The 25044-nt window shown below is 59.5% G+C and carries 29 protein-coding genes; 18 read left to right on the forward strand and 11 right to left on the reverse strand.

Annotated features, from left to right (window positions below; translation table 11 throughout):
• Together Q668_RS15730 and Q668_RS15735 are read right to left on the reverse strand one after the other, a co-directional pair.
• The gene (locus tag Q668_RS15730; protein ID WP_022990594.1) at nucleotides 1-396 is read right to left on the reverse strand and encodes a YkvA family protein; all 396 of its coding nucleotides are present in this window, start codon (nucleotides 394-396) and stop codon (nucleotides 1-3) included.
• Nucleotides 397-520: 124 nt separating this feature from the next.
• On the reverse strand, nucleotides 521-1795 hold the full coding sequence (locus Q668_RS15735) for a DASH family cryptochrome (protein ID WP_022990595.1): 1275 nt from the start codon (nucleotides 1793-1795) through the stop codon (nucleotides 521-523).
• A 152-nt stretch (nucleotides 1796-1947) separates the two neighbouring features.
• Here Q668_RS15735 and Q668_RS15740 point away from each other — a divergent pair, with 152 nt between their 5' ends.
• A complete protein-coding gene (locus tag Q668_RS15740) occupies nucleotides 1948-3060 on the forward strand; it encodes an S-(hydroxymethyl)glutathione dehydrogenase/class III alcohol dehydrogenase (protein WP_022990596.1) in 1113 nt (370 codons plus the stop codon).
• Nucleotides 3061-3121: 61 nt separating this feature from the next.
• Here Q668_RS15740 and Q668_RS15745 read toward each other — a convergent pair whose 3' ends face one another.
• From Q668_RS15745 to Q668_RS15760, 4 genes are read right to left on the reverse strand one after another with little or no spacing between them, the layout of a single operon-like run.
• Entirely contained in the window at nucleotides 3122-3910 is a 789-nt protein-coding gene (locus Q668_RS15745) for an alpha/beta fold hydrolase (RefSeq protein WP_022990597.1), read from the reverse strand.
• A gap of 24 nt (nucleotides 3911-3934) precedes the next feature.
• Entirely contained in the window at nucleotides 3935-5137 is a 1203-nt protein-coding gene (gene pcaF, locus Q668_RS15750; protein WP_022990598.1) for a 3-oxoadipyl-CoA thiolase, read from the reverse strand.
• An 8-nt stretch (nucleotides 5138-5145) separates the two neighbouring features.
• Nucleotides 5146-5922, reverse strand: a complete 777-nt coding sequence (locus Q668_RS15755) for a CoA-transferase subunit beta (RefSeq protein WP_022990599.1) — start codon at nucleotides 5920-5922, stop codon at nucleotides 5146-5148.
• Nucleotides 5922-6737, reverse strand: a complete 816-nt coding sequence (locus tag Q668_RS15760) for a CoA transferase subunit A (protein ID WP_022990600.1) — start codon at nucleotides 6735-6737, stop codon at nucleotides 5922-5924. The genes Q668_RS15755 and Q668_RS15760 overlap by 1 nt, the downstream gene beginning before the upstream one ends.
• Nucleotides 6738-6933: 196 nt before the next feature.
• Between Q668_RS15760 and Q668_RS15765 the strand changes: the two genes are divergently transcribed.
• Nucleotides 6934-7713, forward strand: coding sequence for an IclR family transcriptional regulator C-terminal domain-containing protein (locus Q668_RS15765; RefSeq protein ID WP_022990601.1), 780 nt, complete (start codon nucleotides 6934-6936; stop codon nucleotides 7711-7713).
• 3 nt (nucleotides 7714-7716) lie between these two features.
• Here Q668_RS15765 and Q668_RS15770 read toward each other — a convergent pair whose 3' ends face one another.
• Nucleotides 7717-8619 (reverse strand): LysR family transcriptional regulator, encoded by a 903-nt coding sequence (locus Q668_RS15770; protein WP_022990602.1) that lies wholly within the window; start codon nucleotides 8617-8619, stop codon nucleotides 7717-7719.
• A 106-nt stretch (nucleotides 8620-8725) separates the two neighbouring features.
• Here Q668_RS15770 and Q668_RS15775 point away from each other — a divergent pair, with 106 nt between their 5' ends.
• The 8 genes from Q668_RS15775 (at nucleotide 8726) to Q668_RS15810 (ending at nucleotide 16336) form a co-directional block, all read left to right on the forward strand.
• Nucleotides 8726-9847 carry a muconate/chloromuconate family cycloisomerase gene (locus Q668_RS15775; protein ID WP_022990603.1) on the forward strand — a complete coding sequence of 374 codons (1122 nt, stop codon included), beginning with the start codon at nucleotides 8726-8728 and terminating at the stop codon, nucleotides 9845-9847.
• Between the two features lie 34 nt (nucleotides 9848-9881).
• Nucleotides 9882-10172 carry a muconolactone Delta-isomerase gene (gene catC, locus Q668_RS15780; RefSeq protein WP_022990604.1) on the forward strand — a complete coding sequence of 97 codons (291 nt, stop codon included), beginning with the start codon at nucleotides 9882-9884 and terminating at the stop codon, nucleotides 10170-10172.
• A 70-nt stretch (nucleotides 10173-10242) separates the two neighbouring features.
• Nucleotides 10243-11184: a catechol 1,2-dioxygenase gene (gene catA, locus Q668_RS15785; RefSeq protein ID WP_022990605.1), complete on the forward strand. Its 942-nt coding sequence runs from the start codon at nucleotides 10243-10245 to the stop codon at nucleotides 11182-11184.
• A 116-nt stretch (nucleotides 11185-11300) separates the two neighbouring features.
• Nucleotides 11301-12674, forward strand: coding sequence for a Rieske 2Fe-2S domain-containing protein (locus Q668_RS15790; protein ID WP_022990606.1), 1374 nt, complete (start codon nucleotides 11301-11303; stop codon nucleotides 12672-12674).
• Nucleotides 12671-13162 (forward strand): benzoate 1,2-dioxygenase small subunit, encoded by a 492-nt coding sequence (benB, locus tag Q668_RS15795; RefSeq protein ID WP_022990607.1) that lies wholly within the window; start codon nucleotides 12671-12673, stop codon nucleotides 13160-13162. The genes Q668_RS15790 and benB overlap by 4 nt, the downstream gene beginning before the upstream one ends.
• Nucleotides 13163-13182: 20 nt before the next feature.
• Complete coding sequence (benC, locus tag Q668_RS15800) at nucleotides 13183-14214, forward strand: benzoate 1,2-dioxygenase electron transfer component BenC (RefSeq protein WP_022990608.1); 1032 nt, start codon at nucleotides 13183-13185, stop codon at nucleotides 14212-14214.
• Nucleotides 14211-14990, forward strand: coding sequence for a benzoate diol dehydrogenase BenD (benD, locus tag Q668_RS15805; protein ID WP_022990609.1), 780 nt, complete (start codon nucleotides 14211-14213; stop codon nucleotides 14988-14990). The genes benC and benD overlap by 4 nt, the downstream gene beginning before the upstream one ends.
• Before the next feature lie 179 nt (nucleotides 14991-15169).
• Entirely contained in the window at nucleotides 15170-16336 is a 1167-nt protein-coding gene (locus Q668_RS15810) for a benzoate/H(+) symporter BenE family transporter (protein ID WP_022990610.1), read from the forward strand.
• Nucleotides 16337-16370: 34 nt separating this feature from the next.
• Here Q668_RS15810 and Q668_RS15815 read toward each other — a convergent pair whose 3' ends face one another.
• A complete protein-coding gene (locus Q668_RS15815; RefSeq protein WP_022990611.1) occupies nucleotides 16371-17054 on the reverse strand; it encodes a type 1 glutamine amidotransferase domain-containing protein in 684 nt (227 codons plus the stop codon).
• 174 nt (nucleotides 17055-17228) lie between these two features.
• Between Q668_RS15815 and Q668_RS15820 the strand changes: the two genes are divergently transcribed.
• Both Q668_RS15820 and Q668_RS15825 read left to right on the forward strand, forming a co-directional pair.
• Nucleotides 17229-17996 carry a substrate-binding periplasmic protein gene (locus Q668_RS15820; protein WP_022990612.1) on the forward strand — a complete coding sequence of 256 codons (768 nt, stop codon included), beginning with the start codon at nucleotides 17229-17231 and terminating at the stop codon, nucleotides 17994-17996.
• Nucleotides 17997-18116: 120 nt separating this feature from the next.
• Complete coding sequence (locus tag Q668_RS15825) at nucleotides 18117-18803, forward strand: cytochrome b/b6 domain-containing protein (RefSeq protein ID WP_022990613.1); 687 nt, start codon at nucleotides 18117-18119, stop codon at nucleotides 18801-18803.
• Nucleotides 18804-18816: 13 nt separating this feature from the next.
• On the opposite strand, the gene Q668_RS15830 is transcribed toward Q668_RS15825, so the two are convergent.
• Nucleotides 18817-19281 carry a c-type cytochrome gene (locus tag Q668_RS15830; RefSeq protein ID WP_022990614.1) on the reverse strand — a complete coding sequence of 155 codons (465 nt, stop codon included), beginning with the start codon at nucleotides 19279-19281 and terminating at the stop codon, nucleotides 18817-18819.
• A 148-nt stretch (nucleotides 19282-19429) separates the two neighbouring features.
• Between Q668_RS15830 and Q668_RS15835 the strand changes: the two genes are divergently transcribed.
• Nucleotides 19430-19855 (forward strand): hotdog fold thioesterase, encoded by a 426-nt coding sequence (locus tag Q668_RS15835; RefSeq protein ID WP_022990615.1) that lies wholly within the window; start codon nucleotides 19430-19432, stop codon nucleotides 19853-19855.
• A 27-nt stretch (nucleotides 19856-19882) separates the two neighbouring features.
• Here Q668_RS15835 and Q668_RS15840 read toward each other — a convergent pair whose 3' ends face one another.
• Nucleotides 19883-20848, reverse strand: coding sequence for a sensor domain-containing diguanylate cyclase (locus Q668_RS15840; RefSeq protein WP_022990616.1), 966 nt, complete (start codon nucleotides 20846-20848; stop codon nucleotides 19883-19885).
• A gap of 102 nt (nucleotides 20849-20950) precedes the next feature.
• Here Q668_RS15840 and Q668_RS15845 point away from each other — a divergent pair, with 102 nt between their 5' ends.
• From Q668_RS15845 to Q668_RS15860, 4 genes are all read left to right on the forward strand, one after another.
• A complete protein-coding gene (locus Q668_RS15845; RefSeq protein ID WP_081697626.1) occupies nucleotides 20951-21415 on the forward strand; it encodes a YchJ family protein in 465 nt (154 codons plus the stop codon).
• A gap of 7 nt (nucleotides 21416-21422) precedes the next feature.
• Nucleotides 21423-22313 (forward strand): EamA family transporter RarD, encoded by an 891-nt coding sequence (gene rarD, locus Q668_RS15850; protein WP_022990618.1) that lies wholly within the window; start codon nucleotides 21423-21425, stop codon nucleotides 22311-22313.
• A 101-nt stretch (nucleotides 22314-22414) separates the two neighbouring features.
• The gene (locus Q668_RS15855) at nucleotides 22415-23026 is read left to right on the forward strand and encodes an outer membrane beta-barrel protein (protein WP_022990619.1); all 612 of its coding nucleotides are present in this window, start codon (nucleotides 22415-22417) and stop codon (nucleotides 23024-23026) included.
• A gap of 39 nt (nucleotides 23027-23065) precedes the next feature.
• A complete protein-coding gene (locus Q668_RS15860; RefSeq protein WP_022990620.1) occupies nucleotides 23066-23293 on the forward strand; it encodes a DUF3565 domain-containing protein in 228 nt (75 codons plus the stop codon).
• Here Q668_RS15860 and Q668_RS15865 read toward each other — a convergent pair.
• On the reverse strand, nucleotides 23290-24171 hold the full coding sequence (locus Q668_RS15865) for a LysR family transcriptional regulator (RefSeq protein ID WP_022990621.1): 882 nt from the start codon (nucleotides 24169-24171) through the stop codon (nucleotides 23290-23292). The genes Q668_RS15860 and Q668_RS15865 overlap by 4 nt on opposite strands.
• A gap of 93 nt (nucleotides 24172-24264) precedes the next feature.
• Between Q668_RS15865 and Q668_RS15870 the strand changes: the two genes are divergently transcribed.
• Nucleotides 24265-25038 (forward strand): cation diffusion facilitator family transporter, encoded by a 774-nt coding sequence (locus tag Q668_RS15870; protein ID WP_022990622.1) that lies wholly within the window; start codon nucleotides 24265-24267, stop codon nucleotides 25036-25038.
• Nucleotides 25039-25044: the final 6 nt, after the last annotated feature.

Genomic DNA, 25044 nt, shown 5'->3' on the forward strand with positions numbered 1-25044 from the left:
TCAGGTTTCCTTGAGATCTTTCCAGGCCGCGTACTTGTGCAGGTCGGATTCCACCAGTTTCAGACACAGGGCAACCACGCCCGCATCATCCAGCAGGCCAAAGCCGAAAATGAGGTCCGGAATCAGGTCCAGCGGGTTCATCACGTACAGCAGGGCGCCTGCGATGGCGGCAATGGATTTCCAGGGAATGGCCCGGTAGTCGCCGCGCCAGTAGTCCCGGATCAGCGAGAACATCAGGTGGATGTCGGTGCCAAAACGCTTGAGCTTGCCGCTGTTCTTCACTTTGTCTTCGATGGCTTTCTGTCGTTCCAGCAGGGATTGCAGGTCCTCTTTCTGAACCTGGCTGGCTTCCTTGTCCAGCTGATGCTTAGCCGTTTTATCTGTAATCCACGCCATACACTCTTACCTTACTAAACGTTGGTGCACCCAAGATAACCCGTCAGCCGACAAAAATCCGCTTCGCCAGGCTGGCTCCCTTGAGGCCCTGGGTGGCAGGGTTGTTACCAGCCCGGCATGATATTCAGGCTTCGCCTTGCCAGCGTGCCACGAAATGCCCTTCAGGATCGTACTGGCTGGCCTGCTTGTCCAGATTAAACTGGCGCAATCCACGGGGGTCTGCGCCCACGCCGGCGAGGTACTGCCAGTTGCCGTAGTTACTGGCGACATCGTAGTCCACCAATTGCTGCTCAAACCAGGCGGCGCCGTAACGCCAGTCCTGGGCCAGTTCATTGACCAGGCAACTGGCCACCAGTTGCCGAGCCCGGTTACTGATATAACCTGTGAGCCGGAGCTGGTTCATGGCGGCGTTGACCAGCGGGTAGGGTGTGGTGCCCCGGCACCAGCTCTCGAAATCTGGCCGATTGAAGGCGTTGTCGCGGCTTTGCTGTTGTACGCCATCTCGCAGGAACAGCCACCGGCCGTGCTTCATGGCGTACCAGTAGAAGTATTCCCGCCACAGAAGCTCGAACCACAGCCAGTAGGTGGAGTCGTTGCGGGTTTCGGACTGCTCGTATTCGTCAATCATGCCGGTCACCTCGCGCACCGACAGGCAGCCGTTGGCCAGCCAGGGTGACAGGCGGGATGACGCCAGCGGATCATCCAGTGCGTTGCGGGTTTCCTTGTAGCGGGCTATGCCATGGCTGACAAACAGATATTCCCGTAATTGCCGCAGCCCGGCTTCTTCACCACCCCGGAAGCCGGCATCGTGTTCCGGCTCGGTAATCGGCGGGCAATCGCCCCGGTTGTCCTTCGCAAATCCCGGAGGCGGCGGCAGGGCTGTCATGGTGCGGATGCGTAGCCGGTCGGTGCAGCGGTCACCCTGTTTTTCCACCAGCTTGCGGAACTGGGAGAAGGTGTGGGGTAAGTCGGCCAGGTCCATGGGCAGGGATTTTTCAGTGAACAGGCTCAGGGTTTCAAATTGCTGGAAGTGCACATCCGGCAGCTTCTCCTGAAGGCCCTGCCATTGACTAGCTTCTTCTGTGCCTGGCTGCCGGGTGCGGATTACCTGGTTGACCTGGTGTTGTTGTACCAGTTCGGGAAGCACGTTTTCTGGCTCCCCAAACGCGATGTGGAGGCGCTGGCCAAGGGGCCGGAGATTGCGTTCCAGGGTCATCAGGCTTTGCCACAGGAAACGCCAGCGGTGTTCGCCCATGGCGCTGAGCCCGAGCGGCCCGGGTTGGAACCAGCGGGGCTCTACCACGTACACGCACAGCAGCATGTCTGAGCGGCCGGCGGCCAGCAGGGCAGCGTTGTCGTGCATGCGAAGATCGCGGGTAAACCAGTAGAGTGTGCGCACCTGAAGGGCCCTTTCTGACAGTTCGGGAATCTATACGCCCGCGCCTGCGTATGAGATTGCAGCGCGGGAAAGCCTGCAGCCGGCAGGCGTGTTAAAGTTAAGAGTGTATCCCGCAAGCCTGACCCGACCAAACGGAAACGAGGAGACTGAACGTGATCAAATCCCGCGCAGCTGTGGCATTTGAAGCCAATAAACCGCTGGAAATTGTTGAAGTGGATGTGGCACCACCCAAGGAAGGCGAAGTGCTGGTGAAGATCGTGGCAACCGGTGTGTGCCATACCGATGCCTACACCCTGTCCGGCGCTGACCCCGAGGGCCTGTTTCCGACCATTCTGGGCCACGAGGGTGGCGGCATTGTCGAAGCGGTGGGCCCTGGCGTAACCGGCCTGGAAGTGGGCGACCACGTGATTCCGCTGTACACCGCCGAGTGCGGCAAGTGTAAATTCTGCACCTCCGGCAAGACCAACCTGTGTGGCGCTGTGCGTGAAACCCAGGGCAAGGGCGTGATGCCGGACGGCACCTCCCGCTTCTCCTACAAGGGTCAGCCGCTGTACCACTACATGGGCTGCTCCACCTTCTCTGAATACACCGTGCTGCCGGAAATCTCCCTGGCCAAGATTCCCAAGGAAGCACCGCTGGACAAGGTGTGCCTGCTGGGTTGTGGCGTAACCACCGGCATCGGTGCGGTACTGAACACCGCCAAGGTTGAGGAAGGTGCTACCGTAGCCATTTTCGGTCTGGGCGGCATCGGCCTGGCAGCCATCATCGGCGCGACCATGGCCAAGGCCGGCCGCATTATTGCGGTCGATATCAACCCGGGCAAGTTCGACATCGCCAAAAAACTGGGTGCTACCGATGTGGTTAACCCCAACGATTACGACAAGCCGATCCAGGAAGTCATCATCGAGATGACCGATGGCGGTGCCGACTACACCTTTGAGTGTGTGGGCAATGTGAAGCTGATGCGTGCGGCGCTGGAAGCCTGCCATAAGGGCTGGGGTGAAAGCACCATCATCGGCGTGGCCGGTGCCGGTGAAGAGATCAGTACCCGCCCGTTCCAGCTGGTAACCGGCCGGGTATGGCGCGGTTCCGCCTTCGGTGGCGTGAAAGGCCGCACCGAGCTGCCGTCTTACGTGGAAAAAGCCGAGAAAGGTGAAATCCCGCTGGATGTGTTCATCACTCACGAGATGAAGCTGGAAGACATCAACAAGGCGTTTGACCTGATGCACGAGGGTAAGAGCATCCGGTCGGTGATTCACTTCTGATCATTGCTGGCCAGAAGTGAATCAACGAGTTGCCGGGGCGCGGGTGTTTGCCCGCTCCCGGTTAACTCAGGCTTTGCAGGAGTTGCGAGGCCAGGGTCTGAGGGCATTCAACGGAAGGTACGTGCCCGATCCCATCCAGAATAACCGGGTCCGAAGCGCCACTGAACTGTGCCAGTGCTTTCAGGGACTCTGGTGGTGTTGCCAGGTCTTCGGAGCCACCGATCAGCAGTAACGGTACCTTGTGTCCGTGCAGCTTTTCCCGGAAGTCCGCTTTGCCCAGCATTTCGCACAGCAGTGCATAGCTGTTGGCGTCGCCCCGTCCCATGATCACTTTCCAGCCGTCCAGAAGCGCAGGCTGTTCCTGACAGGCATTTGGGCCGAACCAGCGGGGTACGATTTCGCCGGCCATCGCCACCAGGCCTTTCTCCCGAACGTTGGCCGCACGCAGGCTCCAGGCCTCCTCGGTGCCAATGATGGCGCCGGTGTTGGTCAGTGTGGCAGTTTCAAGCTGCTCGCTATGGGCGGCAATCAGCTGCTGACCGATTACCCCGCCGATAGAGGTGCCGGCAAAATGAAAGCTGGATACCCCGGCTTCTTTCGCCAGTGCCAGGGCTTCCTGTGCCAGATCTTCCGGGGTGATCTCTCCGGCCGTTTCGGGCCAGGCGCCACTTGCACCGTGCCCGGGCAGGTCCCAGGTCAGAACCCGGAACTTTGGTAACAGCGTGGGCAGCATGTCGTCCCAAACCCCCTGGGTCATGCCCAGAGGGTGTGCCAGCATCAATAACGGCTTTTGGCTGTCGCCCAGCAGGCGATAGCAGATGGTGCGGCCGTTGTGATTCAGAAAAGCCATGTTGTCTCCTCAGAATGGGTCCGATCAGACCCGTTCAATCAGTGTAGCAATACCCTGACCCACGCCCACACACATGGTGCACAGGGCGTAGCGGCCGCCAGTGCGCTGCAGTTGGTGTGCCGCAGTCTGCAGCAGGCGCGCGCCGGACATGCCCAGTGGGTGGCCTAGGGCAATGGCACCACCGTTCGGGTTCACCCGGGGGTCGTCATCGGCAACGCCCAGCTCCCGCAGCACAGCCAGGCCCTGGGCGGCGAAGGCTTCGTTGAGCTCAATCACGTCGATCTCATCGATGCTGATGCCCTGTTTTTTCAGCAGCTTCTGGACAGCCGGGACAGGGCCAATACCCATGATCCTCGGTTCTACGCCAGCGGTCGCCATGCCCAGAATTTTCGCCATAGGCTTCAGCCCGTGCTGTTTGACTGCTGCTTCGCTGGCCACCAGCATCGCGGCGGCGCCGTCGTTGACGCCCGAAGCGTTGCCGGCGGTCACACTGCCGTTTTCACGGAATGGAGCTGGCAGGGCCGCGAGCTTCTCCAGGGTACTGGCGCGGGGATGTTCGTCGGTGTCGAACACCAGCGGGTCTTGTTTGCGGCGCGGAATGGACACCGGCACGATCTCTTCGGCAAATACACCTTCCTGCTGTGCCCGAGCGGTTTTCTGCTGGGAGCGGAAGGCGAACAGGTCCTGATCTTCCCGCGACACCTTGTACTGCTCGGCCACGTTCTCCGCCGTTTCCGGCATTGAATCGACGCCGTACTGCTTTTTCATCAGCGGATTCACAAAGCGCCAGCCGATGGTGGTGTCTTCGATCTTCTGGCCGCGGGAGAACGCGGAGTGAGCCTTGCCCATCACGTAGGGCGCGCGGGACATGGATTCCACGCCGCCGGCCAGTACCAGGTCCATTTCACCGGCGCGGATGGCGCGGAAGGCAGTGCCCACGGCGTCCATGCCGGATCCGCACAGCCGGTTGAGGGTGGTGCCGGGCACGGAAGTGGGCAAGCCCGCCAGCAGCGCAGACATACGCGCTACGTTGCGGTTGTCTTCACCGGCCTGGTTGGCGCTGCCCATCATTACTTCGTCGATGGCGGCAGGGTCCAGTTCCGGCGCCTGCTCCAGCACGGCCTTGAAAATATGGGCGGCAAGGTCGTCCGGGCGCACACTGGCCAGGGTGCCGCCGAAACGGCCGATGGCGGAGCGGCGGGGATGGCAAATGAATACGTCAGTCATGGTGGACCTCACTGTTGGCCGGAATGATGGGCATTGGTGCGGGTTTTCAGGTCCCGCAGCACTTTGAGTTCCTCGGCGGTCGGCGCCGGGGTGGTTTCCAGCTGCTCGGCGAAGCGGATGTCCCAGCCGGTCGCCTCGATCACGTCTTCCCGGGTCACGTTCGGGTGCAGGGAGGTGACCACGAGCTCCTTAGTCTCCGGATCCGGCTTGAGGATGCACAGGTCGGTAATGACCACCGTGGGGCCACGGCCAATGTTCGGTACGTTGTCCCGGGCCTTGCCGTCACGGCCGAAGCCGACGGTGGTCACGAAGTCCACATCCTTCACGAAGGTGCGCCTGGAGTGCTTCACGGTAATGAACACTTCCTTCGCGTTGGTGGCAATTTCCGGGGCGCCGCCACCGCCGGGCAGGCGAACTTTCGGCTCGCGGTAATCGCCGATCAGGGTGGTGTTCAGGTTAGCGTAACGGTCGATCTGGGCGGTGCCCAGGAAGCCAACGCTGATGTGGCCGCCCTGCAGCCAGTAACGGAACATCTCGGGCACGGAGACGGTGGTCAGGGCCGATTCGCACAGCTCGCCGTCGCCGATGGACAGTGGCAGCACGTCCGGCTTGGTTTGCAGGGTGCCGGATTCGTAGATCAGGGTGACATCCGGAGCGTGGGTCAGGCGAGCCAGGTTGGCGGCCTCACTGGGCAGGCCGATACCCACGAAGCAAGTCATGTCGTTGGTCAGCGCACGGGCAGCGGTAACGCTCATCATTTCTGAAGATGTGAATTCAAGGCTCATCACGCGGCTCCTTTCTCGAATACGTTTTCTTGCAGCCAGGTCTGGAAGGTCTCGCGGTCGCGGGCAATGCCGTCCCAGTCTTTGTAGAAGGCGTTGTCGCGGTCGTAGTAGCCCAGTGCATAGGACGGCCTGGCGCCTTTCGGAGCCTCGGCAATCGCGGTGATCGCCCAGGACGGCAGCACGCAGGCATTAACCGATGCGCCCAGGTCATCCACGATTTCCTCGACGGTGACAATGCTGCGCTTGGCGGCCAGTACCACTTCTTTCTGGATACCGACGATGCCTTCAATCAGCACATTGCCCTTGCGGTCGGCCCGCTGGGCATGGATTACCGCCACGTCCGGGCGAATCGACGGCACGGCGGCCAGGCGCTCACCGGTGAACGGGCATTCGATGAACTTGATCTGGTCATTTACTTTCGGCAGATCGCTGCCTACATATCCGCGCAGAACTGCCAGCGGCAGGCCGGCCGCACCAGCTTCATAGGCGTTGGCCATGGCCGCGTGGCTGTGTTCGAGAATCTCCAGCTGGTTCGGCCAGCCCTTTTCAACAGCATCCCGCAGGCGGTGCAGGGAGCCCACACCCGGGTTGCCGCCCCAGGAGAAGATCAGTTTTTTGGCACAGCCGGCACCGATCATCTGGTCATACACCAGGTCCGGGGTCATGCGGATCAGGGTCAGATCCCGCTTTTCCTGACGGATGATTTCATGGCCCGCAGCAAACGGGATCAGGTGGGTGAAGCCTTCCATCGCCACGGTATCACCGCTGTTGATGTACTTGCTCACCGCTTCCTTGAGGGGAAGAAACTCGGCCATCGCAATGCCTCCTGTGTCACTTTTGTGATGAGTTCGCTGTACGAACATAAGTTTAATATGCGAACATGATGGCGCGATTGGTTTTGGGTCGTCAAGTACAAATTTTGTTCACAAGGCAAAATGTACAGTTGTTCGTTGTGCGAACACGCTGTGGGCGTGCGAAACTAAGGCCAGTAACGGTACTTAAGGAGTCAGAATGGACGAGCAGATTCTCAAGCCCGGTGATCGGGATTACGTGGGAGCGTTGGCTTCGGGGCTGGAGGTTTTACAGGCTTTTGATGCGGAGCACCCACGAATGACCCTAAGCGAAGTGGCAGCCCGCACCGAGATGGATCGGGCCAAGGCTCGGCGCTTCCTGCTGACGTTGCACGCACTGGGCTTTGTGAAGCGAACCGGCCGGCAGTTTGAGCTGACCCCCCGGGTGCTTCAGCTGGGTTATGCCTACCAGGCGTCAAACCAGTATCGGGCTGTGATTCAACAGTACCTTGAAGACGTGACAGCTGAACTCGGGGAGTCGTCTTCTCTGGCCGTCCTGGATGGTGATGACGTGGTTTACGTGGTGCGCTCGGCGGCCCGCCACCGGTTGATGGCCATTACCTTGTCGGTCGGCACCCGCTTGCCTGCGGCTTATACCTCGATGGGGCGGGTGTTATTGGCCCAGTTGCCGGAGCATGAGTTGAAAGCGTATCTCGACAGGGTCAGTCTTGAGCCTTATACCGGGTTGTCCATTACCGACCAGCAGGCGCTCCGGAAAGAAATAGATAAGGTTCGCGAGCAGGGCTATGCGATGGTTGACCAGGAACTGGATCAGGGGCTGCGCTCGGTGGCAGTGCCAGCGTTTGCTGGCAGTGGCGAGTTGCTGGGGGCACTGAACATCAGTACCAACGCCGCACGGGTGGATATGGATACCCTGATGAACACCTACCTGCCCCGCCTGCAGGCAGTAGCCGAAAAGGTCCGGCAAACCGCTCGCTGATGCTCAGGGATACCGGCCCATCACCCGGTTTTCGATCAACTCCCCCAGAATCGTATTTGTCAGGCGCATGACTGCGTTGGGGCTTTCTCCTCTTCGGCGGGAGGCGATCACCGGCGTGGTAATGTTGTCATCCTCCAGCGGCATATAGTCCACCCCTTCACGGTGCAGGCGGCGCACCTGCTCTGGCACCAGGGTAAAGCCCATGTCAGAGGCCACCAGAGACAAGGCGGTTTGCAGGTCGTTCACTTGCTGGATGACATGTACTCTGAGGCCGCGACGGTGAAACAACCCCTGGGTAATATCGGAAAAGTTGGGGCCGGCGCCGGCGGGGAAGGTGATCATGGGCGCCTCCGAGAGCTCCTTCATGGAGGGCGGGTGCCGGGTGAGGGGGTGGCTTGCCGGAACGGCTGCAATCATCGGCTCGTCGAAGAGGATTTCCTGTTCTACGTCCGGATCCTGGATGTTCAGCCGGCCAAAGCCGATATCAATCCTTCCCACCTTCAGAGCTTCGACCTGCTCCCGGGTTTTCAGCTCGTGCAGCACAATTTCCAGGTTTTTGTTCTGCCGAAGCCGGCGGACCATCAGGGGTAACTGCCCGTAGAACACCGATGGCACAAAGCCGATCGAGAACAGGGTTTTCCGGTGCTGGGCGATCCGGCGGGTATCGTCCACGGTGGCATTAACCTTGTCCAGTACCTGCTTGGCCTGCTCCAGAAAGTACTCGCCGCCGGTGGTCAGCTCCAGGCCCCGTGGTTTGCGAATGAATAACTCTACACCCACTTCCTGTTCCAGCTGTTTGATCGCCCGGGTCAGGGGTGGTTGCGCAATAAACAGCTTTTCTGCGGCGCGGGTCAGGTTGCCTGCTTCGGCCACTGCGACGAAGTACCGCAAGTGTCTCAGCTCCATCCATACCTCCAGGGTATCGGTTATTACTTAATCAATATTGGTTCACGTCAGTGAAACTTCGTACTGTTTGAATCACAGGATTTTTACCTTGCGATTCGGAGTAGTCATGTCAGCCACCATTCAGTCCCTTGAAGCCATCCTGGTCGATATCCCGACCATTCGACCGCACAAGCTTTCCATGACAACCATGGGGGTTCAGACCATGGTGATTGTGCGTGTTAAAGATTCTGATGGCGTGGAAGGCCTGGGCGAGGCAACCACCATCGGCGGCCTGGCCTACGGCCCGGAAAGCCCGGAAAGCGTAAAGCTTACCATTGATACCTATTTCAAATCGCAACTGATTGGCCAGCCGGCCGATAATGTCAATACCTTAAGGGTAATGTTAGACCGCTCCACCCGCGGCAACAACCTGGCCAAGTCTGCCATCGAGACCGCCCTGCTGGACCTTCAGGGCAAGCGCCTGAATCGCCCGGTGTCGGACCTGCTCGGCGGCGCACTGCACCAGCACATCCCGGTGCTCTGGACCCTGGCCAGCGGCGATACCGCTAAAGACATCGAGGAGGCCCTGGGGCTGCTCGAAACCCGCCGCCACTGTGACTTCAAGCTCAAGATCGGTTCCCGCCCGGTGATGGACGATGTTCGCCATGTGGCGGCGATTAAAGAAGCGGTCGGTGACAGCGCCAGTGTCCGCGTGGATGTGAATCAGGCCTGGGATGAAGCGACTGCGGCAAAAGGCATGGCCGAGTTGCAGGCTGCCGGTATTGACCTGGTAGAGCAGCCCACCCCGATGAAGGATTACGCCGCCCTGGTACGGCTGTCTGAAAAGTTCCACCTGCCCATCCTGGCCGACGAGGCCGTGGCAGACGCCAAGGATATGTTCAGCCTGGCGGCCGCGGGTTTCAGCGGCGCCGTAGCGATGAAAATTGCGAAGGCGGGTGGCCCGATGAAGGCACTGGACCAGGCGAAGGTGGCCCAGGCAGCGGGTATCGGCCTGTACGGCGGCACCTTGCTGGAAGGCACCATCGGCACGGTCGCATCCCTGCATGCGTGGTCCACGCTCGAAACCCTGCACTGGGGCACGGAGATGTTCGGCCCGCTGCTGATGAAAGACGACATCGTGGTCAAGCCGCTGAACTTCCACAACAACGGCGTCGACCTGCCGAAGGGCCCGGGCCTGGGTGTGGAAATTGATGAAGACAAGCTGGACCGGTATCGCCGCAAAGCCTGATACGCCAAAAGATTCAGTAAACGGAGGAAAGCACATGCTGTTCAAAGTTGAGATGAAGGTGAACATCCCCCACGACATGCCCGCCGAAGTGGTTGCGGACATCAAGGCCCGGGAAAAAGCCTACGCCCAGGACCTGCAAAAACAGGGTAAGTGGCGCCACCTGTGGCGGGTGGCGGGCAGCTACGCCAACGTCAGTATCTTTGACGTGGCAGACAACGCCGAGTTGCAAGACCTGATCAGCAACCTGCCGCTGTTCCCTTATATGGATATCACCGTCGCGCCCTTGTGCCGGCACCCGTCTTCCATCCATGAGGATGACCGTTAATCACACCCATTGTTGCTAACTGATGAACTGATACGAGCAACAAAAATAACAGTAACCGAGGAGAACAATCATGACCGTTAAAACCATGCATACTGCGGACGTGAAGGACCTGCTGGAGAAAGTGGCCGGCTTCAACCAGGAAGGTGGAAACGAGCGAGTAAAGAAAATTGTTCATCGTCTGATGCACGATATTTTCCAGATTGTTGAAGACTTTGACGTGACAGCAGAAGAGTTCTGGCAGGCCGTTTACTACGTTGGTGACCTGGGCAAGAACGGCGAAGCCGCCCTGCTGGCGCCGGGCCTGGGCATGGACAAATACCTGGACATCCGTATGGATGCCGAAGACGAGCAAGCCGGCCTGGCCGGTGGCACGCCGCGCACCATTGAAGGCCCGCTGTATGTAGCCGGTGCCCCCATGAGCGAAGGCTTTGCCCGCATGGATGATGGTTCCGACGAAAGTGCCGAGACCATGATCCTGACCGGTCAGGTGACCGACGAGAATGGCCAGCCGGTCGCCAACGCCGTGGTTGACGTATGGCACGCCAACACCATGGGCAACTACTCCTACTTTGACCAGTCCCAGAGCGATTACAACCTGCGTCGCCGCATCAAGACCGACGATAACGGCCGTTACACCGCCCAGTCCATCATTCCGGCTGGCTACGGCTGCCCGCCAGAGGGTTCTACCCAGGCACTGCTGAACCTGCTGGGTCGTCACGGTAACCGTCCGGCGCATATCCACTTCTTTATCTCCAAGCCGGGCTACAAGCACCTGACCACCCAGATCAACCTGGCCGGTGACGAGTACACCTACGACGACTTCGCCTTCGCCACCCGTGAAGAGCTGGTGGTTGAAGCCAACCGCATCGAAGACCCGGCCAAGGCTGAGCAGTTCGGCCTGAACAAGCCGTTCACCGAAGTGGAGTTCAACATCCAGCTGGTCGCTACCGACAAGCCTGAGCTGCAAAGCCGCCACGAGCGCAAGCGCGCCCTGGAAGGCGAAGCGGCCTGATTCCAACCCTTTAATCCCAATGTTCTTGTGATCCGGCCGGCCTGTGAATGCAGGCCGGCCAGGGGGCCCTCACGCCCGAAAAACGGTTTTCACAACAACAAAATGGAGTGACGAACATGACTCGCCAACTCGACCGACTTGAGAAAACGATCCGCAACGCGGTGGAAGCCGATGCACAAACCGGCCACTATCGCTGTGACCGCAGCATCTTCACCGACGAAGAGCTGTTTGAGCTGGAGATGAAACACATCTTCGAAGGCAACTGGATTTTTCTGGCCCATGAGAGCCAGATCGAGAATCCGGGCGACTACTACACCACCATGGTGGGTCGTCAGCCGGTGATCATCACCCTGACCAAGGATGGCGAGCTCAAGGCGATTCTGAACACCTGTACCCACCGCGGGGCCACCCTGTGCCGCAAGAAGCGTGGCAACAAGACCTCCTTCACCTGCCCGTTCCACGGCTGGACCTTCAAGAATGACGGCAAGCTGCTGAAGGCCAAGGACCAGAAGAAGGGCGGTTACCCGGAAAGCTTCAACGTTGACGGTTCCCACGACCTGAAACAGCTACCGAAGTTCGAGAACTACCGCGGCTTCCTGTTTGGCAGCCTGAACTCCGACGTATTGCCGCTGGAAGAGTACCTGGGTGAGACCACCAAGGTGCTGGATGCCATCGTCGACCAGGCGCCGGAAGGCCTGGAGATCCTGCGCGGTGCCTCTACCTACACCTACGAAGGTAACTGGAAGCTGACTGCCGAAAACGGCGCGGACGGCTACCACGTAAGCACCGTGCACTGGAACTACCTGTCTACCATGGGCCAGCGCAACTACGAGAAAGGCGGCACCGAGGCAGTAGACGCCAAGAGCTGGTCCAACGAAGGCGGCTTCTACTCCTTCGAGAACGGCCACATGATGCTGTGGACCCGCCTGACCAACCCGGAAGTACGCCCGGTATACAACCAGCTGGAGCGCCTGGAAAAGGAAGTGGGTGAGGCGAAGGCCGACTTCATCGTGCGCACCACCAAGAACCTGTGCCTGTACCCGAACGTCTACGTGATGGACCAGTTCTCCACCCAGATCCGGGTGCTGCGCCCGATCGACGTCAACAAGACCGAGATCACCATCTACTGCTGGGCACCCAAGGGTGAATCCGCCGAAAACCGCGCCAAGCGCATCCGCCAGTACGAAGACTTCTTCAACGTGTCCGGCATGGGCACGCCGGATGACCTGGAAGAGTTCCGCGCTTGCCAGGAGGGCTACTACGCCAAGGGTACCAAATGGAACGACATGAGCCGTGGCGCCCAGCACTGGATTGACGGCGCGGACGACTGGGCCAAGGGTATCAATCTGAAGCCAATCCTCAGTGGCGCCAAGCCAGAAGATGAAGGCCTGTACGTGACGCACCACCAGCATTGGGTGGAAGAGATGACCAAGGCGATTGATACCGAGCGCGCCCGCTTTATTTCCCTGACCGAGGAGGCTTCCGCATGAGCATGTCATACGAGCAGATCCAGGCCTTTGTCTACCGGGAAGCCCGCCTGCTGGATGATCGGCAGTGGGATGAGTGGCTGAAGTGCTACCACGAGGACGTCACCTACTGGATGCCGGCCTGGGACGATGACAACGAGCTGACTGAAGATCCGCAGACCGAGATTTCACTGATCTACTACCCGAACCGTAACGGTCTGGAAGATCGCGTCTACCGGTTGAAGACCGAGCGCTCCGGTGCCAGCTCTATTCCCGAGCCGCGCACCGTGCACCTGACCAGCAACCTGGAAATCCTGGAGCGGGACGGTGACACCGTAAAACTGCGTTTCAACTGGCAGACCAACAGCCACCGTTACCACAAGACCCAGTCCTTCTTCGGCGTGTCTTTCTACACCCTGGACTGCAGTGGCGAGCAGCCTCTGATTACCGAGAAGAAGGTGGTTCTGAGCAACGATTACATCAATCAGGTGATTGATATCTATCACCTGTAATTGATGGGGAGAGCATCATCATGAGTTACAACATCGCGCTTAATTTTGAAGACGGCGTTACCCGGGTGATCACCTGCAACGAAGGTGAAACCGTTCTAGACGCCGCCTACCGGGCCCAGATCAACCTGCCAATGGACTGCTCCGACGGTGTCTGCGGAACCTGTAAGGGTTCCTGCCACCAGGGCGAGTTCGACATGGGCGACGAGTACATCGACGAGGCACTGTCTGACGAGGAAGCCGAACAGGGCATGGTGCTGACCTGCCAGATGGTGCCCTCCAGCGACTGTGTGGTCGAGATTCCGGCGGCCGCGTCCCTGTGCAGCAAGGCAGGTAACGAGGCCGTGACCGGCACCGTGGGTGAGGTCAACCTGATTTCCCCCACCGCCATCGAACTCAAGGTTACTGCAGACGCCGACATCGGTTTCCTGCCGGGCCAGTACGTGAACATCCAGGTGCCCGGCACCGAGGAAACCCGTGCTTACTCGTTCAGCTCCCGCCCGGGCAGCCGCGAGCTGAGCTTCCTGATCCGCAACGTGCCCGGTGGCCTGATGAGCTCCTGGTTGGTGGGCAAGGCCAAGACCGGCGACAAGGTGACCCTGACCGGCCCCATGGGTGTGTTCTACCTGCGCCCGGTTCAGCGCCCCGTGCTGATGCTGGCCGGTGGTACCGGCCTGGCTCCGTTCCTGGCCATGCTCGACAGCCTGAAGGAAAAAGGCTGCGACCAGCCCACTCACATGATCTACGGCGTGACCAACGACGACGACCTGGTGGGGCTGGAAGCCCTCGAAAAGTTTGCCGAAGAGATTGAAAACTTCAGCTTCAAGACGGTAGTGGCCAGCGACGAAAGCACCCATCCCCGCAAGGGCTATGTCACCAACCACATGGAAGATGCGCCCATCAACGACGGTGATGTAGACGTGTATCTGTGCGGGCCGCCTCCGATGGTCGACGCGGTACTGGGTTACTTCCGGGAGCAGGGCGTCGAGCCCAACTCCTTCCACTACGAGAAGTTCACCCCGAGCGTATCCGCCGTTGAGGAGAAAGTGGCATGACCCCGCGTTTCACCGGCAAGGTGGTGGTGGTCACCGGTGCTGCCCAGGGCATTGGCCGGCGAGTGGCCGAACTGGCCGCCGCCGAAGGTGCCCGCCTGGTACTGGTGGACATCGCGGACTACGTGCAGGGCGTTGCCGCCGAGTTGCGCGACCAGGGCTCTGAAGCCCTGGCCGTGCAGGCCAACCTGGAAACCTGGGAAGGTGCGGAAATGGTGATGGCCAAGGCCCATGAGCAGTTCGGCCGCATCGACATCCTGGTCAACAACGTGGGCGGCACCATCTGGGCCCAGCCGTTCGAGCATTACCAGCCGGAACAGATCCAGAAGGAAATCCAGCGCTCGTTGTTCCCGACCCTGTGGTGCTGCCGGGCGGTTCTGCCTTACATGGTGGAGCAGAAGGGCGGTGCCATTGTGAACGTCTCGTCTGTGGCGACCCGTGGCCTGATGCGGGTGCCCTATGGCGCCGCCAAGGGCGGGGTCAACGCTATGACCGTGAACCTGGCTTTCGAATACGCCGAGCATGGCATCCGGGTGAACGCCACGGCGCCGGGTGGCACCGAGGCACCTTCCCGGCTGACGCCGCGCAACACCGAGGCACAGGGCGAGCGGGAACAGACCTGGTACCAGACCCTGATCGACCAGACCAACGCCACCAGCTTCATGCACCGCTACGGCACCCTCGATGAGCAGGCGGAACCGATTTTGTTCCTGGCTTCCGATGCGGCCAATTACATCACCGGAACCATCCTGCCCGTGGCCGGAGGCGACTGCGGCTGACGGGCAGCCACGCCAGATGAATTTCCTGGCCCTGGCAACCAGTAATTAAGCAATCAGCGTTGATGTGACCTGAGGGAGACAGTCAGTCATTCGGACCCCTCTTTGCCCCGGCACCACAGTGACCGGGGCTTTTTTGCTGTTATACGGCTCAAACAGAACTCAATAACAAGGAGCTGAATATGCCCCAGCTGTTTCGGGACTTGTCTGTGTCTGCGGTTGCCGCAGGGTTTCTGGCGGTACTGGTGTCCTATGCCGGGCCTTTGGCGATTTTCTTCCAGGCCGGCGCGGCGGCGGATTTGTCACCGGAGATGATGACCTCCTGGGTCTGGGCTATCTCCATGGGGGCGGCGGTTTCCGGAATCTTACTGTCGATCTGGCTGCGTGCGCCGGTGGTGACTGCCTGGTCGGCGCCGGGCACGGCCTTATTGGTGGTACTGTTTCCGGAGCTATCCCTCAACGAGGCGGCAGGTGCTTACATCACCGCCGCGCTGATTATCTTTTTCATTGGTGTTTCGGGTACCTTTGATGCCTTTGTGCGTGCCATCCCGAAGGGGGTGGCAGCGGGCATGATGGCGGGCATCCTGTTTCAGTTCGGTCTCGGGGCTTTCGCTGCCATTGAAACCACGCCGGCAATGGCCATCGGCATGCTGGTCGCCTATGTGGCCTTCCGTCGCTTTACCCCCAAATACACCCTGGTGCTTTTGTTGTTTGCCGGGGTCATCCTGGCGGTGGTACTGGAAGATGCGTCGCTGGCCGGTGTTAGCCTGGGCCTGGCGTTGCCGAAGTTCATCACGCCGGAATGGAGCTTCGGCGCTACCCTGAGCCTGGCCATCCCCCTGGTGCTGGTCAGCCTGACAGGCCAGTTCCTGCCTGGCATGGCGATTCTCCGGGGTGCCGGCTATCGGGTGAAAGCCAAACCGGTGATTGCGGTCGCCAGCCTGGTGTCCCTGCCCATGGCGCTATTTGGGGGCATTACCACAGTGGTGGCGGCGATTACGGCGGCTATCTGCACGAGCGAGGATGCCCACGAAAATCCGGACAAGCGTTATGTAGCCGGTGTATTTAATGGTGTGTTCTATCTGGTGGGGGCGGTCTTTGCCGGCACCATCGTCGCCTTGTTCACCTCGTTACCTTCGGCCTTTGTTGCAGTGCTGGCGGGCCTGGCACTGCTGGGTGCCATTGCCAACAATCTGTTTGCGGCACTGGAGGAGGTCAGCCACCGGGAGGCATCGCTGATTACCTTTCTGGTAACGGCGTCCGGGTTATCGCTGTTCGGACTGTCGTCGGCTTTCTGGGGGGTGGTGATCGGTTACGGTTGTTACCGGGTACTCAACGGAGGGAAATAAGGTTGGGCTGACGGACGCCAGCCCAACCGGGACGTCAGCCTTCCTGCAGCGCCTGCAGTACAGCCTTGGCCGCACCTTCAGAGGACGCCGGGTTCTGGCCGGTAATCAGCTTGCCGTCCACCACAATGTGCGGTGCCCAGTCATCGCCGCGGCTGTAGCGGCCGTTGTTCTGCTTGAGCATGTCTTCCAGCAGGAAGGGCACGATGTTGGTGAGTTGTACGGCGTCTTCTTCCGTGTTGCTGAAGCCGGTAACTTCACGGCCACCCACGATGTTCTGGTCTGGCTTTACGAACACATTCTTGAATACGGCGGGGGCGTGGCACACGGCACCGATCACCTTGTCCTGCTCGTAGGCGGTCTTGATCAGGGCGACAGACTTGTCGTCCTCGGCAAGGTCCCACAGTGGGCCGTGGCCGCCGGGGTAGAAAATGGCGTCGTACTGGTTCATGTCCACGTCGGCCAGTTTCCTGGTGCTGGCCAGCATTTCCCTGGCGTGGGTATCTGCCATGAAGCGTCGGGTGGAATCAGTGAGTGCTTCTTCGGCTTCGCTGTTCGGGTCTACCGGCGGCTGGCCGCCTTTTGGAGATGCCAGGGTGATATCCGCGCCAGCATCCTTGAATACGTAGAAGGGCGCGGTGAATTCTTCCAGCCAGAATCCGGTTTTATGGCCGGTGTCGCCCATCTGGTCGTGGGATGTCAGTACCATCAGAATTTTCATATCGGTCGATCCTCCTGTCGGGAATCGGGGAGTTTGTTCGGGCGTTACTCCACAATTAGTGGTGGCCCGGGATGCAAATTTCAACAGGAATTACGGCAATAAGGCGGGAATGGATGCCCGGAGTGTCTATACTCCGGTTACATATTGCTCAATGGGTCAGGGAAAGTGTCCGCAATGAAGGTAACGCTCATCAAGGCAGCCATGCTGTGCCTGGTCGTGCTGGCTGCAGCGCCGGCATGGTCGCAACAGGGGACAGAAACCGTGGAGCCGTTGACGGTGGTGGTCGGTGTGGATCACGCGCCACCTTACCGGATCCTGGAGCCGGACCGGAAGACCGGGCTGTACCTTGATATGTTCGAGGAAATGACCAGTCGCCTTGGCTGGGCGGTCGAATACCGGGAAGCACCGTTTCGCCGGCTGCAGCTGATGCTGCAGCAGGGCGAGATCGACATGATGCTGGGCCTGGTGCGCAACGGTGCCCGGGAGCAGTGGATGGAGTTTGTGGCGCCGGCCTTCCCGCCTGAGCGGCGGTTGTTTTTCTACCTGGATGACGCCAATCGTGTAGATCGCTACCAGGACCTTTATGGCAAAGCCATCGGCGTATTGGAAGGTGGTAGCTATTTCAGCCGGTTCGACAAAGACCCCGAATTGATGAAGGCCTCTGCTGCCCATTACGAAAACCTGATGCTGATGATGCAGAAGGGCCGGGTGGATGTGGTCATTGCGCCGGAGTTGATGGGCTTGTACACAGCAAAGAATCTGGGCATTGAGGCCCGGGTCTCACCGTTTTTTGTGCCGGGGGAGCGATCCTGGATTGTGGTGTCCGGGCAATCACCCGTCGTGCGCTATGCCGATGATATCCGGGCTGCCCTGAAGCTGATCGAGCGAGAAGGCATTCGGGAGAACCTGGTGCTGAAGTACCTGGAACAGCCGCTTCCCTGATGCGCCCATCGGGAGCCCCTCCCTTATCGGAATTTGATCCCGGTCTGCCCACCATTAACGGAACTTAGTATGCTCACGGTTGTCTTGAGGCAGAACCTGTTGTGAGCATAAGGAACTCGTATGACAACCATTCGGTTATGGGATTTACCGACACGCCTGTTTCACTGGTTGCTGGTACTGGCGGCCGTGGGTGCCGTGATCAGTATTAAATCGGGCGCGATTGACTGGCATGAACGCTTTGGCCTGGCAGTAGTCGGGCTGTTGTCGTTTCGTATTATCTGGGGTTTTACCGGCTCTACCTATGCCCGGTTTGCCAGCTTTGTTCGTGGGCCGGGAGCCATCATCGATTATGTGCGCGGACGCTGGCAGGGGGTAGGCCACAACCCGCTGGGGGCGCTTTCCGTGCTGGCGCTGATCGGCCTGTTCGGCTTCCAGGCGGCAAGCGGGCTGTTCGCCAACGATGAAATTGCCTTTAACGGCCCGCTGACTCCGCTGGTGTCATCGGCCTGGAGCGATACCCTGAGCAGCTGGCACCGTTTGACGGAATGGTTCTTGTACGGGTTGGTCATCCTGCATGTGGCAGCCGTCGTGCTGTATTCGAAAGTGAAGAAAGACAATCTGCTGAAGCCGATGATCACCGGTAAAAAGCCGGTTGAGAAGGGTCTGGCGGAAGATGCCCGGGGCGGTGGTGCGTTAGCGTTTGTGATTTCGCTGGTGCTGGCGGGGATTGTGGTTGTCGGTGCCAGTGGCAGCTTTGTATCGCCGCCACCGGCACCGGAGCCAGCACCCCAGAATCTGGGGTGGTAAGCCCGGGGCAGTCTTACTTCGCGCGGAAGTTGTCGTGGCAGGCCTTGCAGGTCTCGCCCACGGCAGCAAACTGGCGCGCCAGGGCGGCTTTATCACCGCTAGCAGCAACTTCCTGCAGCTTGTTGGCTTCACGGCCGAAGTTCATGCCCACTTCACGGGCTTTTTCCGGCTGCTCGAAAAACTCAGGCTTCAGGCGGGTGTTCTCGGCTTTGTCCAGGGTGGAATCCGGGCTGTAGAGCGCGCCCATGCCGGAGTTGGCCACTGCGGCAATGGCATTGGCTGCGGCTTTCATCTGGTCGGCGTTGAACTCAACCTCGCCATCGACCACCTGTGCCTTGATCTTGCCCATGTTCCAGGACATGAACTGGTAGGCTGCCTGGCGGGCTTCAATCTGGTCTTCAACACTCATCTGGGCGCTGGCCGGCATCGCAAAAGACAGTGTCAGGGCTGCGGCGGATACGAAACTTGTTTTCTTCATTTCAGGTCCCTCTCGTATGGTTTGCGTTTGGTCTGATTGGTCTTGCTGCAAAAATGCCTTATAAAGGTTTGGTTATGAGCATGCTACCTGTATAGACTCATTGCTGACAGTTATAAGAGCCTAAAGTTCAATCCGGAGAAATTCCACCATGGCAATATGGACAGTAACCCCCGATCTTGACCAGATGATGGCACACAGCCAGAAAACTGCCGTCAGTCACATGGGCATTGAATACCTTGAGGTCGGTGACGACTACGTGAAAGGCCGCATGCCGGTAGATGAACGCACGGTTCAGCCGTTTGGCATTCTGCATGGGGGCGCGTCGGTATTGCTGGCGGAAACGCTGGGCAGCATGGCGGCCAACTGTTGCCTGAAAGATAAGAATACCGTGGCCGTTGGCCTGGATATCAATGCCAACCACATCCGCCCGGTTACCGGCGGCTGGGTCTACGGAACCGCCCGTGCCCTGCATATCGGCAGTGCGACCCAGGTCTGGGAAATCCGGCTTGAGAACGAACAGGGCAAGGTAACCTGCATCTCGCGCCTGACCATGGCGGTTACCAAGCGGCCATAACGAGCGGCCGTATACCCGGAAGCGGGGTCAGTCCGAGCAGGTGTTGACCCGGCCCCGGCCCTGGTCCTTGGATTGGTAGAGTGCCCGGTCGGCCCGGTGCATCAGGTCTTCCAGGGTCTGGTCGCCCACAATGAGGCGGGTAATGCCAAAGCTGGCGCTGGCGCGAATGGAACGGCCTTTGTGCTGGATGACCAGCTCGTTGAGCATTTCAAGCATCCGCTCCGTCAGCTCGATGGCTTCACCCATCGTGGTGTCCGGCAGCAGTAGCGCGAACTCTTCGCCCCCCAACCTGGCGACAATGTCCGATTCCCGAACCCGGTTCTGCAGCAGTCGGGCGATCTGCCGGAGCACTTCGTCGCCGGCATCGTGGCCATAGGTGTCGTTAACCTGCTTGAAGTAGTCCAGGTCCATCATCACCATGGTCAGCGGGCTGGCGTGGCGCTTGGCGTGGCGCTTGGCGTGGCGGAGCAATTGCCCGCCAAACTCGTAGAAGGCGCGGCGGTTGTGAAGGCCGGTCAGCTCGTCTTCCAGGGCTGCGGCCCGGGCTTGCTGGTGAGCCTCCTGGAGTTCCAGTTCCACCTGCTTGCGCCGGGTGATATCGGTGGCAATTTCCAGTCGCACCAGCCGGCCGTCTGTCCAGCGGATGGCTTGGTCACGGCACTGGTACCAGTGGTTATCGAGCTGGTTCTGGAATTCCCACACATGGGGCGGGTTGGGGGTGCCGTCTTCGGCCAGCAGCAGGTGATTGGTGCAGAAGCTGCAGGGGCCATCGCTGTCTTGCAGCACCTGCCAGCATTTTCGGCCCTCGATGTTGCCCCAGATGCGCCGGCCGTAGGCGTTCATATACAGCAACTCGTGGGTCTGGAAGTCGGAAACGTAAACCAGGGCATCAAGGTTATCGAGTACAGCCTGAAGCCCGGCCGCCGGGGTGGTCCCGGAGGCAGGAAGGCCTGCATCGGCAGGCAGGTTGAGAGAGGGGATACCTGATTTCATTGCGTTGTTTTCGTTTGTACTGTTCCCTGTCATCACTGCAGTATGGCCTTTTTATACACAGGTTGTCTGTACTGAACTTGATACCGATTGTGGTAATTAACTATGTCTGATTCTAATGGCGGCCAGATTTGCCCCTGTGGCAGTGGCGAGGTTTATTCGGCCTGTTGTGGTCGTTGGCATGCCGGTGCTCCTGCACCGTCGCCCGAGGCCCTGATGCGCTCCCGCTTCACAGCCTTTGTAACCGGAGACAGCAACTACCTGCTGGCTACCTGGCACCCGGACACCCGCCCGGAAAGCTTGTCACTGGACGGCTCTCCCGAGTGGACAGCTTTGCAGATTTTCAGTGCCGGTGAGCAGGGAGCGAAAGGCCTGGTTCATTTTCGGGCCATCTACCGGACGGGATCTGGTTGGGGGTACCTGGAAGAACACTCGGACTTCGTGAAAGAAGGCGGGCACTGGCTCTACGTGGCCGGTGAAACCAGCGAAGGCACCCTCAAGCCCGGCCGTAACGAGCCCTGCCCCTGTGGCAGCGGGCGAAAGTACAAATCCTGCTGCCTGAACGGATGAACCTGCTATGACCAATACAGCGCCGGAAACCGGCAAGGGTGTGGCCTATGGCCTGGCGGCCTACACCATGTGGGGCAGTTTTCCCCTGTACTTTGCCCTGTTTGAGGGTATTCCGGCCTGGGAGGTGCTCATCCACCGGGTGATCTGGTCGTGCCTGTTCCTGGCGGTCGTGATTTCCCTGCTTCGGCGCTGGCCGCCAGTCACCGCAGCCCTGAAACAGCCGAAAAACCTGGGCTTTGTGCTGGGCTGCTCGGTGTTTATTGCCGCTAACTGGGGTATCTATATCTACGCCGTGGAAACCCGCCATGTGCTGCAGGCCAGCCTGGGCTACTTTCTTACGCCCCTGGTGAACGTCGCCATGGGCTTGTTGATACTCGGTGAGCGTATTTCCCGCCTGCAGGTGGTGGCGGTTGTGATGGCCGGCGTTGCCATCCTGTACCAGTTCTTCCTGCTGGGCGAGCTGCCCTGGATAACCCTGGCGCTGGCCTTCAGCTTCGGTACCTATGGCCTGCTGCGCAAGAAGGTGGAGCTGGATGGCCTGTCCGGCCTGTTTGTGGAAACCCTGTTGCTGCTGCCGCTGGGGTTGCTGACGCTGGCCTGGTTGTCCTCGCAGAATCTTTCGCACTTTACCGAGTCTGCTTACAGCACGCTGCTGTTGCTCTCCAGTGGTGCAGTCACGGCTATTCCCCTGTTAGCGTTTGCCGGTGCCGCCCGGCGGCTGAAGCTCTCCACCGTGGGTTTTCTTATGTACATCAACCCCACTATCCAGTTCCTGATCGCGCTTTATATCTTCCACGAACCGCTGAGTACCGCAAAGTTACTGAGTTTTGTGATGATCTGGGTAGCGTTGGGGCTTTATTCGTGGTCTGCCTGGGTGGGGCGGGCACGCACTGTGTAAAATCCTGCAAAATATGCGGAGTAAAGGCAGGTTTATGTCGGCTCCGCAGGTACCATCCTTATCATTCGTTGGCTAAACCTTTCTTTGGTAAGGATGAAATGATGAAAACAGGTAAGTTGATGGCTTCTCTGGTAGCCGGTGTTGCGTTGTCTGGTTCTGCCTCCATGGCGCTGGCACAGCAAGGCTATGCGGGTATCAGTCTGGGGCAGGTTGAGGTTAAGGATTTTTGTGACGGCTGGTCTGGTGTTGATTGTGATGACACTGCGTTGAGCGGTCGGCTTTACGCCGGCGGTTTCTTCGATAAGTATCTGGCATTTGAAGCAGGCTATCGCTATATCGATGAAACGTCCGCAGAAGGCGCAATTCCTGACTTAGTTTCCGCTGGTATTGATGCCTCCTATCATATGTTTGATAGTTCTTTGCTTGTCTTTACACCTGAGTTTGGGCCGGTTCGATTATTTGCCAAAGCTGGTTTGCAGTTCTGGCGTCAGGATGTGGACGCGAAGCTGACCGTTCTATCTGAGAGCTTTAACGGTTCGGAACATGAATCTGGCCTGGCTTTCCGCACTGGCGCCGGCGCTACCATCGACTTTACCGAGTCCTTCGGCCTCCGGCTGGAGTGGGACTACCTGCAGAACGTGGGTGATGATGTCCTTGATAACCTGGAGTCGGATATCCACATCTTCTCCGTCGGGCCTGAATTCCGTTTCTGAAGCAGGCATAGCGTTTGATAGCCGGTGTGAGGTTTTGATATGAAACAGCCCATCACTGGCTATCACAAAGACGATGAAAACCACTGGGTGGCGCAACTGGCCTGCGGGCATAATCAGCATGTGCGCCATGATCCGCCCTGGGTGAACCGGCCCTGGGTTGTTACGGTAGAGGGGCGGCAGTCCATGTTGGGGTTCGAGCTGGACTGTGTGAAATGCGACAACGGTGCGCCGGCGGATGAGCGCCCGGGCCAGCAGGCTGAGCCCTAGGAAAGAGTCTCCAGATAGGCTTCCAGTTCGTTGGCCAGCCAGCCCACCACAGCGCCCCCTTGCGCCTGTTCCGATTCCAGTGCGCTGAATACCTTCCACCAGCGGGCACTTCGGTGGTGGATGGTTTGCAGCTGCTCCTTTCTTAACGCCTCCGCAATCAACGGTAACGGCAAGTCGGCCCAGCCGGCGCCGTCCATGACTGCGTCCCGGATCAGTTCGTACTGGGTGAAGGCCAGGTAATTGGCGGTTTCCGGGGATTCTGCCACCAGCAGCGAATCCTGCATGTATGCCAGGGTGATTTCCGTGTGGCTGATCAGGTCGTCCTGGGTAACGCGTTTCAGCTGGCTCAGGGGATGGTCGGGCGCGGCCACGGTGAGCATGCGCACATCTGCCAGTTCCCGGAACCATTGATAACCTTCATTGAGCAGCTCGGGCATCAGTCCGTAGGCCACATCTACGGACTGGTTGCGCACCAGGGGTGGCAGCTCCCGTGGAGACGCCAGGTACACCGAGAGACTGGTTTGGGGGAAGCGTTGTTTCAGCCGGCGCAGGATATCCCGCCAGATGTCCTCTGGAATGGAGTCGTCCCTGGCAATGCGCAGTACCGATTCGGCCCCGCTCAGGTGATGCTGGCAGCGGGCCAGTATCTGGCCGGCCACCTGGTCGAAACGCCGGCAGTCGGTGAGGATGGACTGGCCAATGGCGGTCAGGTGCAGCTGGTTACCACTGCGCTCGAACAGCTCCACGCCCAGCTCATCTTCCAGCGATGCCAGCACGGTGCTGACCGTGGTGCGGCTGCGGTTCAGTTCCCGGGCAGCGGCGGCTACGCTGCCGTTGCGCACCACGGAAAGGAAGGTTTTGATCTGGGAGGTTTTCATGGGTTTACCTTTACGACGGATTTTCCGTCGCTCAGCGACTCACGCCTTTTGAATGATGCCGATAATATGGCGGGCAATTCTCAGGAGGTCAAAATGTTTACTTCTCTGGCGCGGGAAAATCTGGCGCTGACGTTATCTGCCGTGGGTGCGGGTCTGTTTGCCCTCGCCGGCATTACCTGGGGCCTTTGGGTCGATTCCCTGGTTATTCTCTTTGACGGTGCTTATTCCCTGATCAGTCTGGGGCTGTCGCTGCTGTCACTCTATGCCGCCCGCCTGGTGCGCCGGCCCGCTAATGAAGACTATCCGTTCGGAATGGGTGCGGTGGAGCCGCTGGTGATTGCCGTGAAAGGCCTGGTGATCGGGTTGGTGTGTGTGCTGTCACTGGCCTCTGCCGTGGTGTCGCTGCTTCAGGGTGGCCGGGCCGTTGCTGCGGATATGGCGATGATTTTTGGTGCAGTGAACGTGGTGGGCTGCCTGGCGGTGTGGGTTTACCTGCGCTGGTCGAGTTTCCGTAATGATTCCGGGCTGGTGAAAGCCGAACAACGCCAGTGGCTGATGGACAGCGCTCTGAGTGCCGCCGTCATGATCGGCTTTGCGGCCGCCTGGATGCTTGAGCACAGCCAGTGGTCAGAACTGGCGGTGTATGCCGACCCGGTGATGATGCTGGTGATTTCGGTTTACTTTATGACCGTGCCGGTAAAGATGGTTCTGGAATCGGTTCGGGAACTGTTGCTGGCGGCGCCCCGGAACGAAGCCCTGGACGACATCCACGAGACCCTGGAAGACCTGGGCCTGAACCCGGAGCAGGTCAAGGTGGCCAAGCTGGGCCCCAACCTGTTGCTTGAAGCCCGCATGGTGCGTATCTGATTCCAG

The sequence above is a fragment of the Marinobacter sp. ES-1 genome, from assembly GCF_000475255.1.
GTDB lineage: Bacteria > Pseudomonadota > Gammaproteobacteria > Pseudomonadales > Oleiphilaceae > Marinobacter > Marinobacter vinifirmus.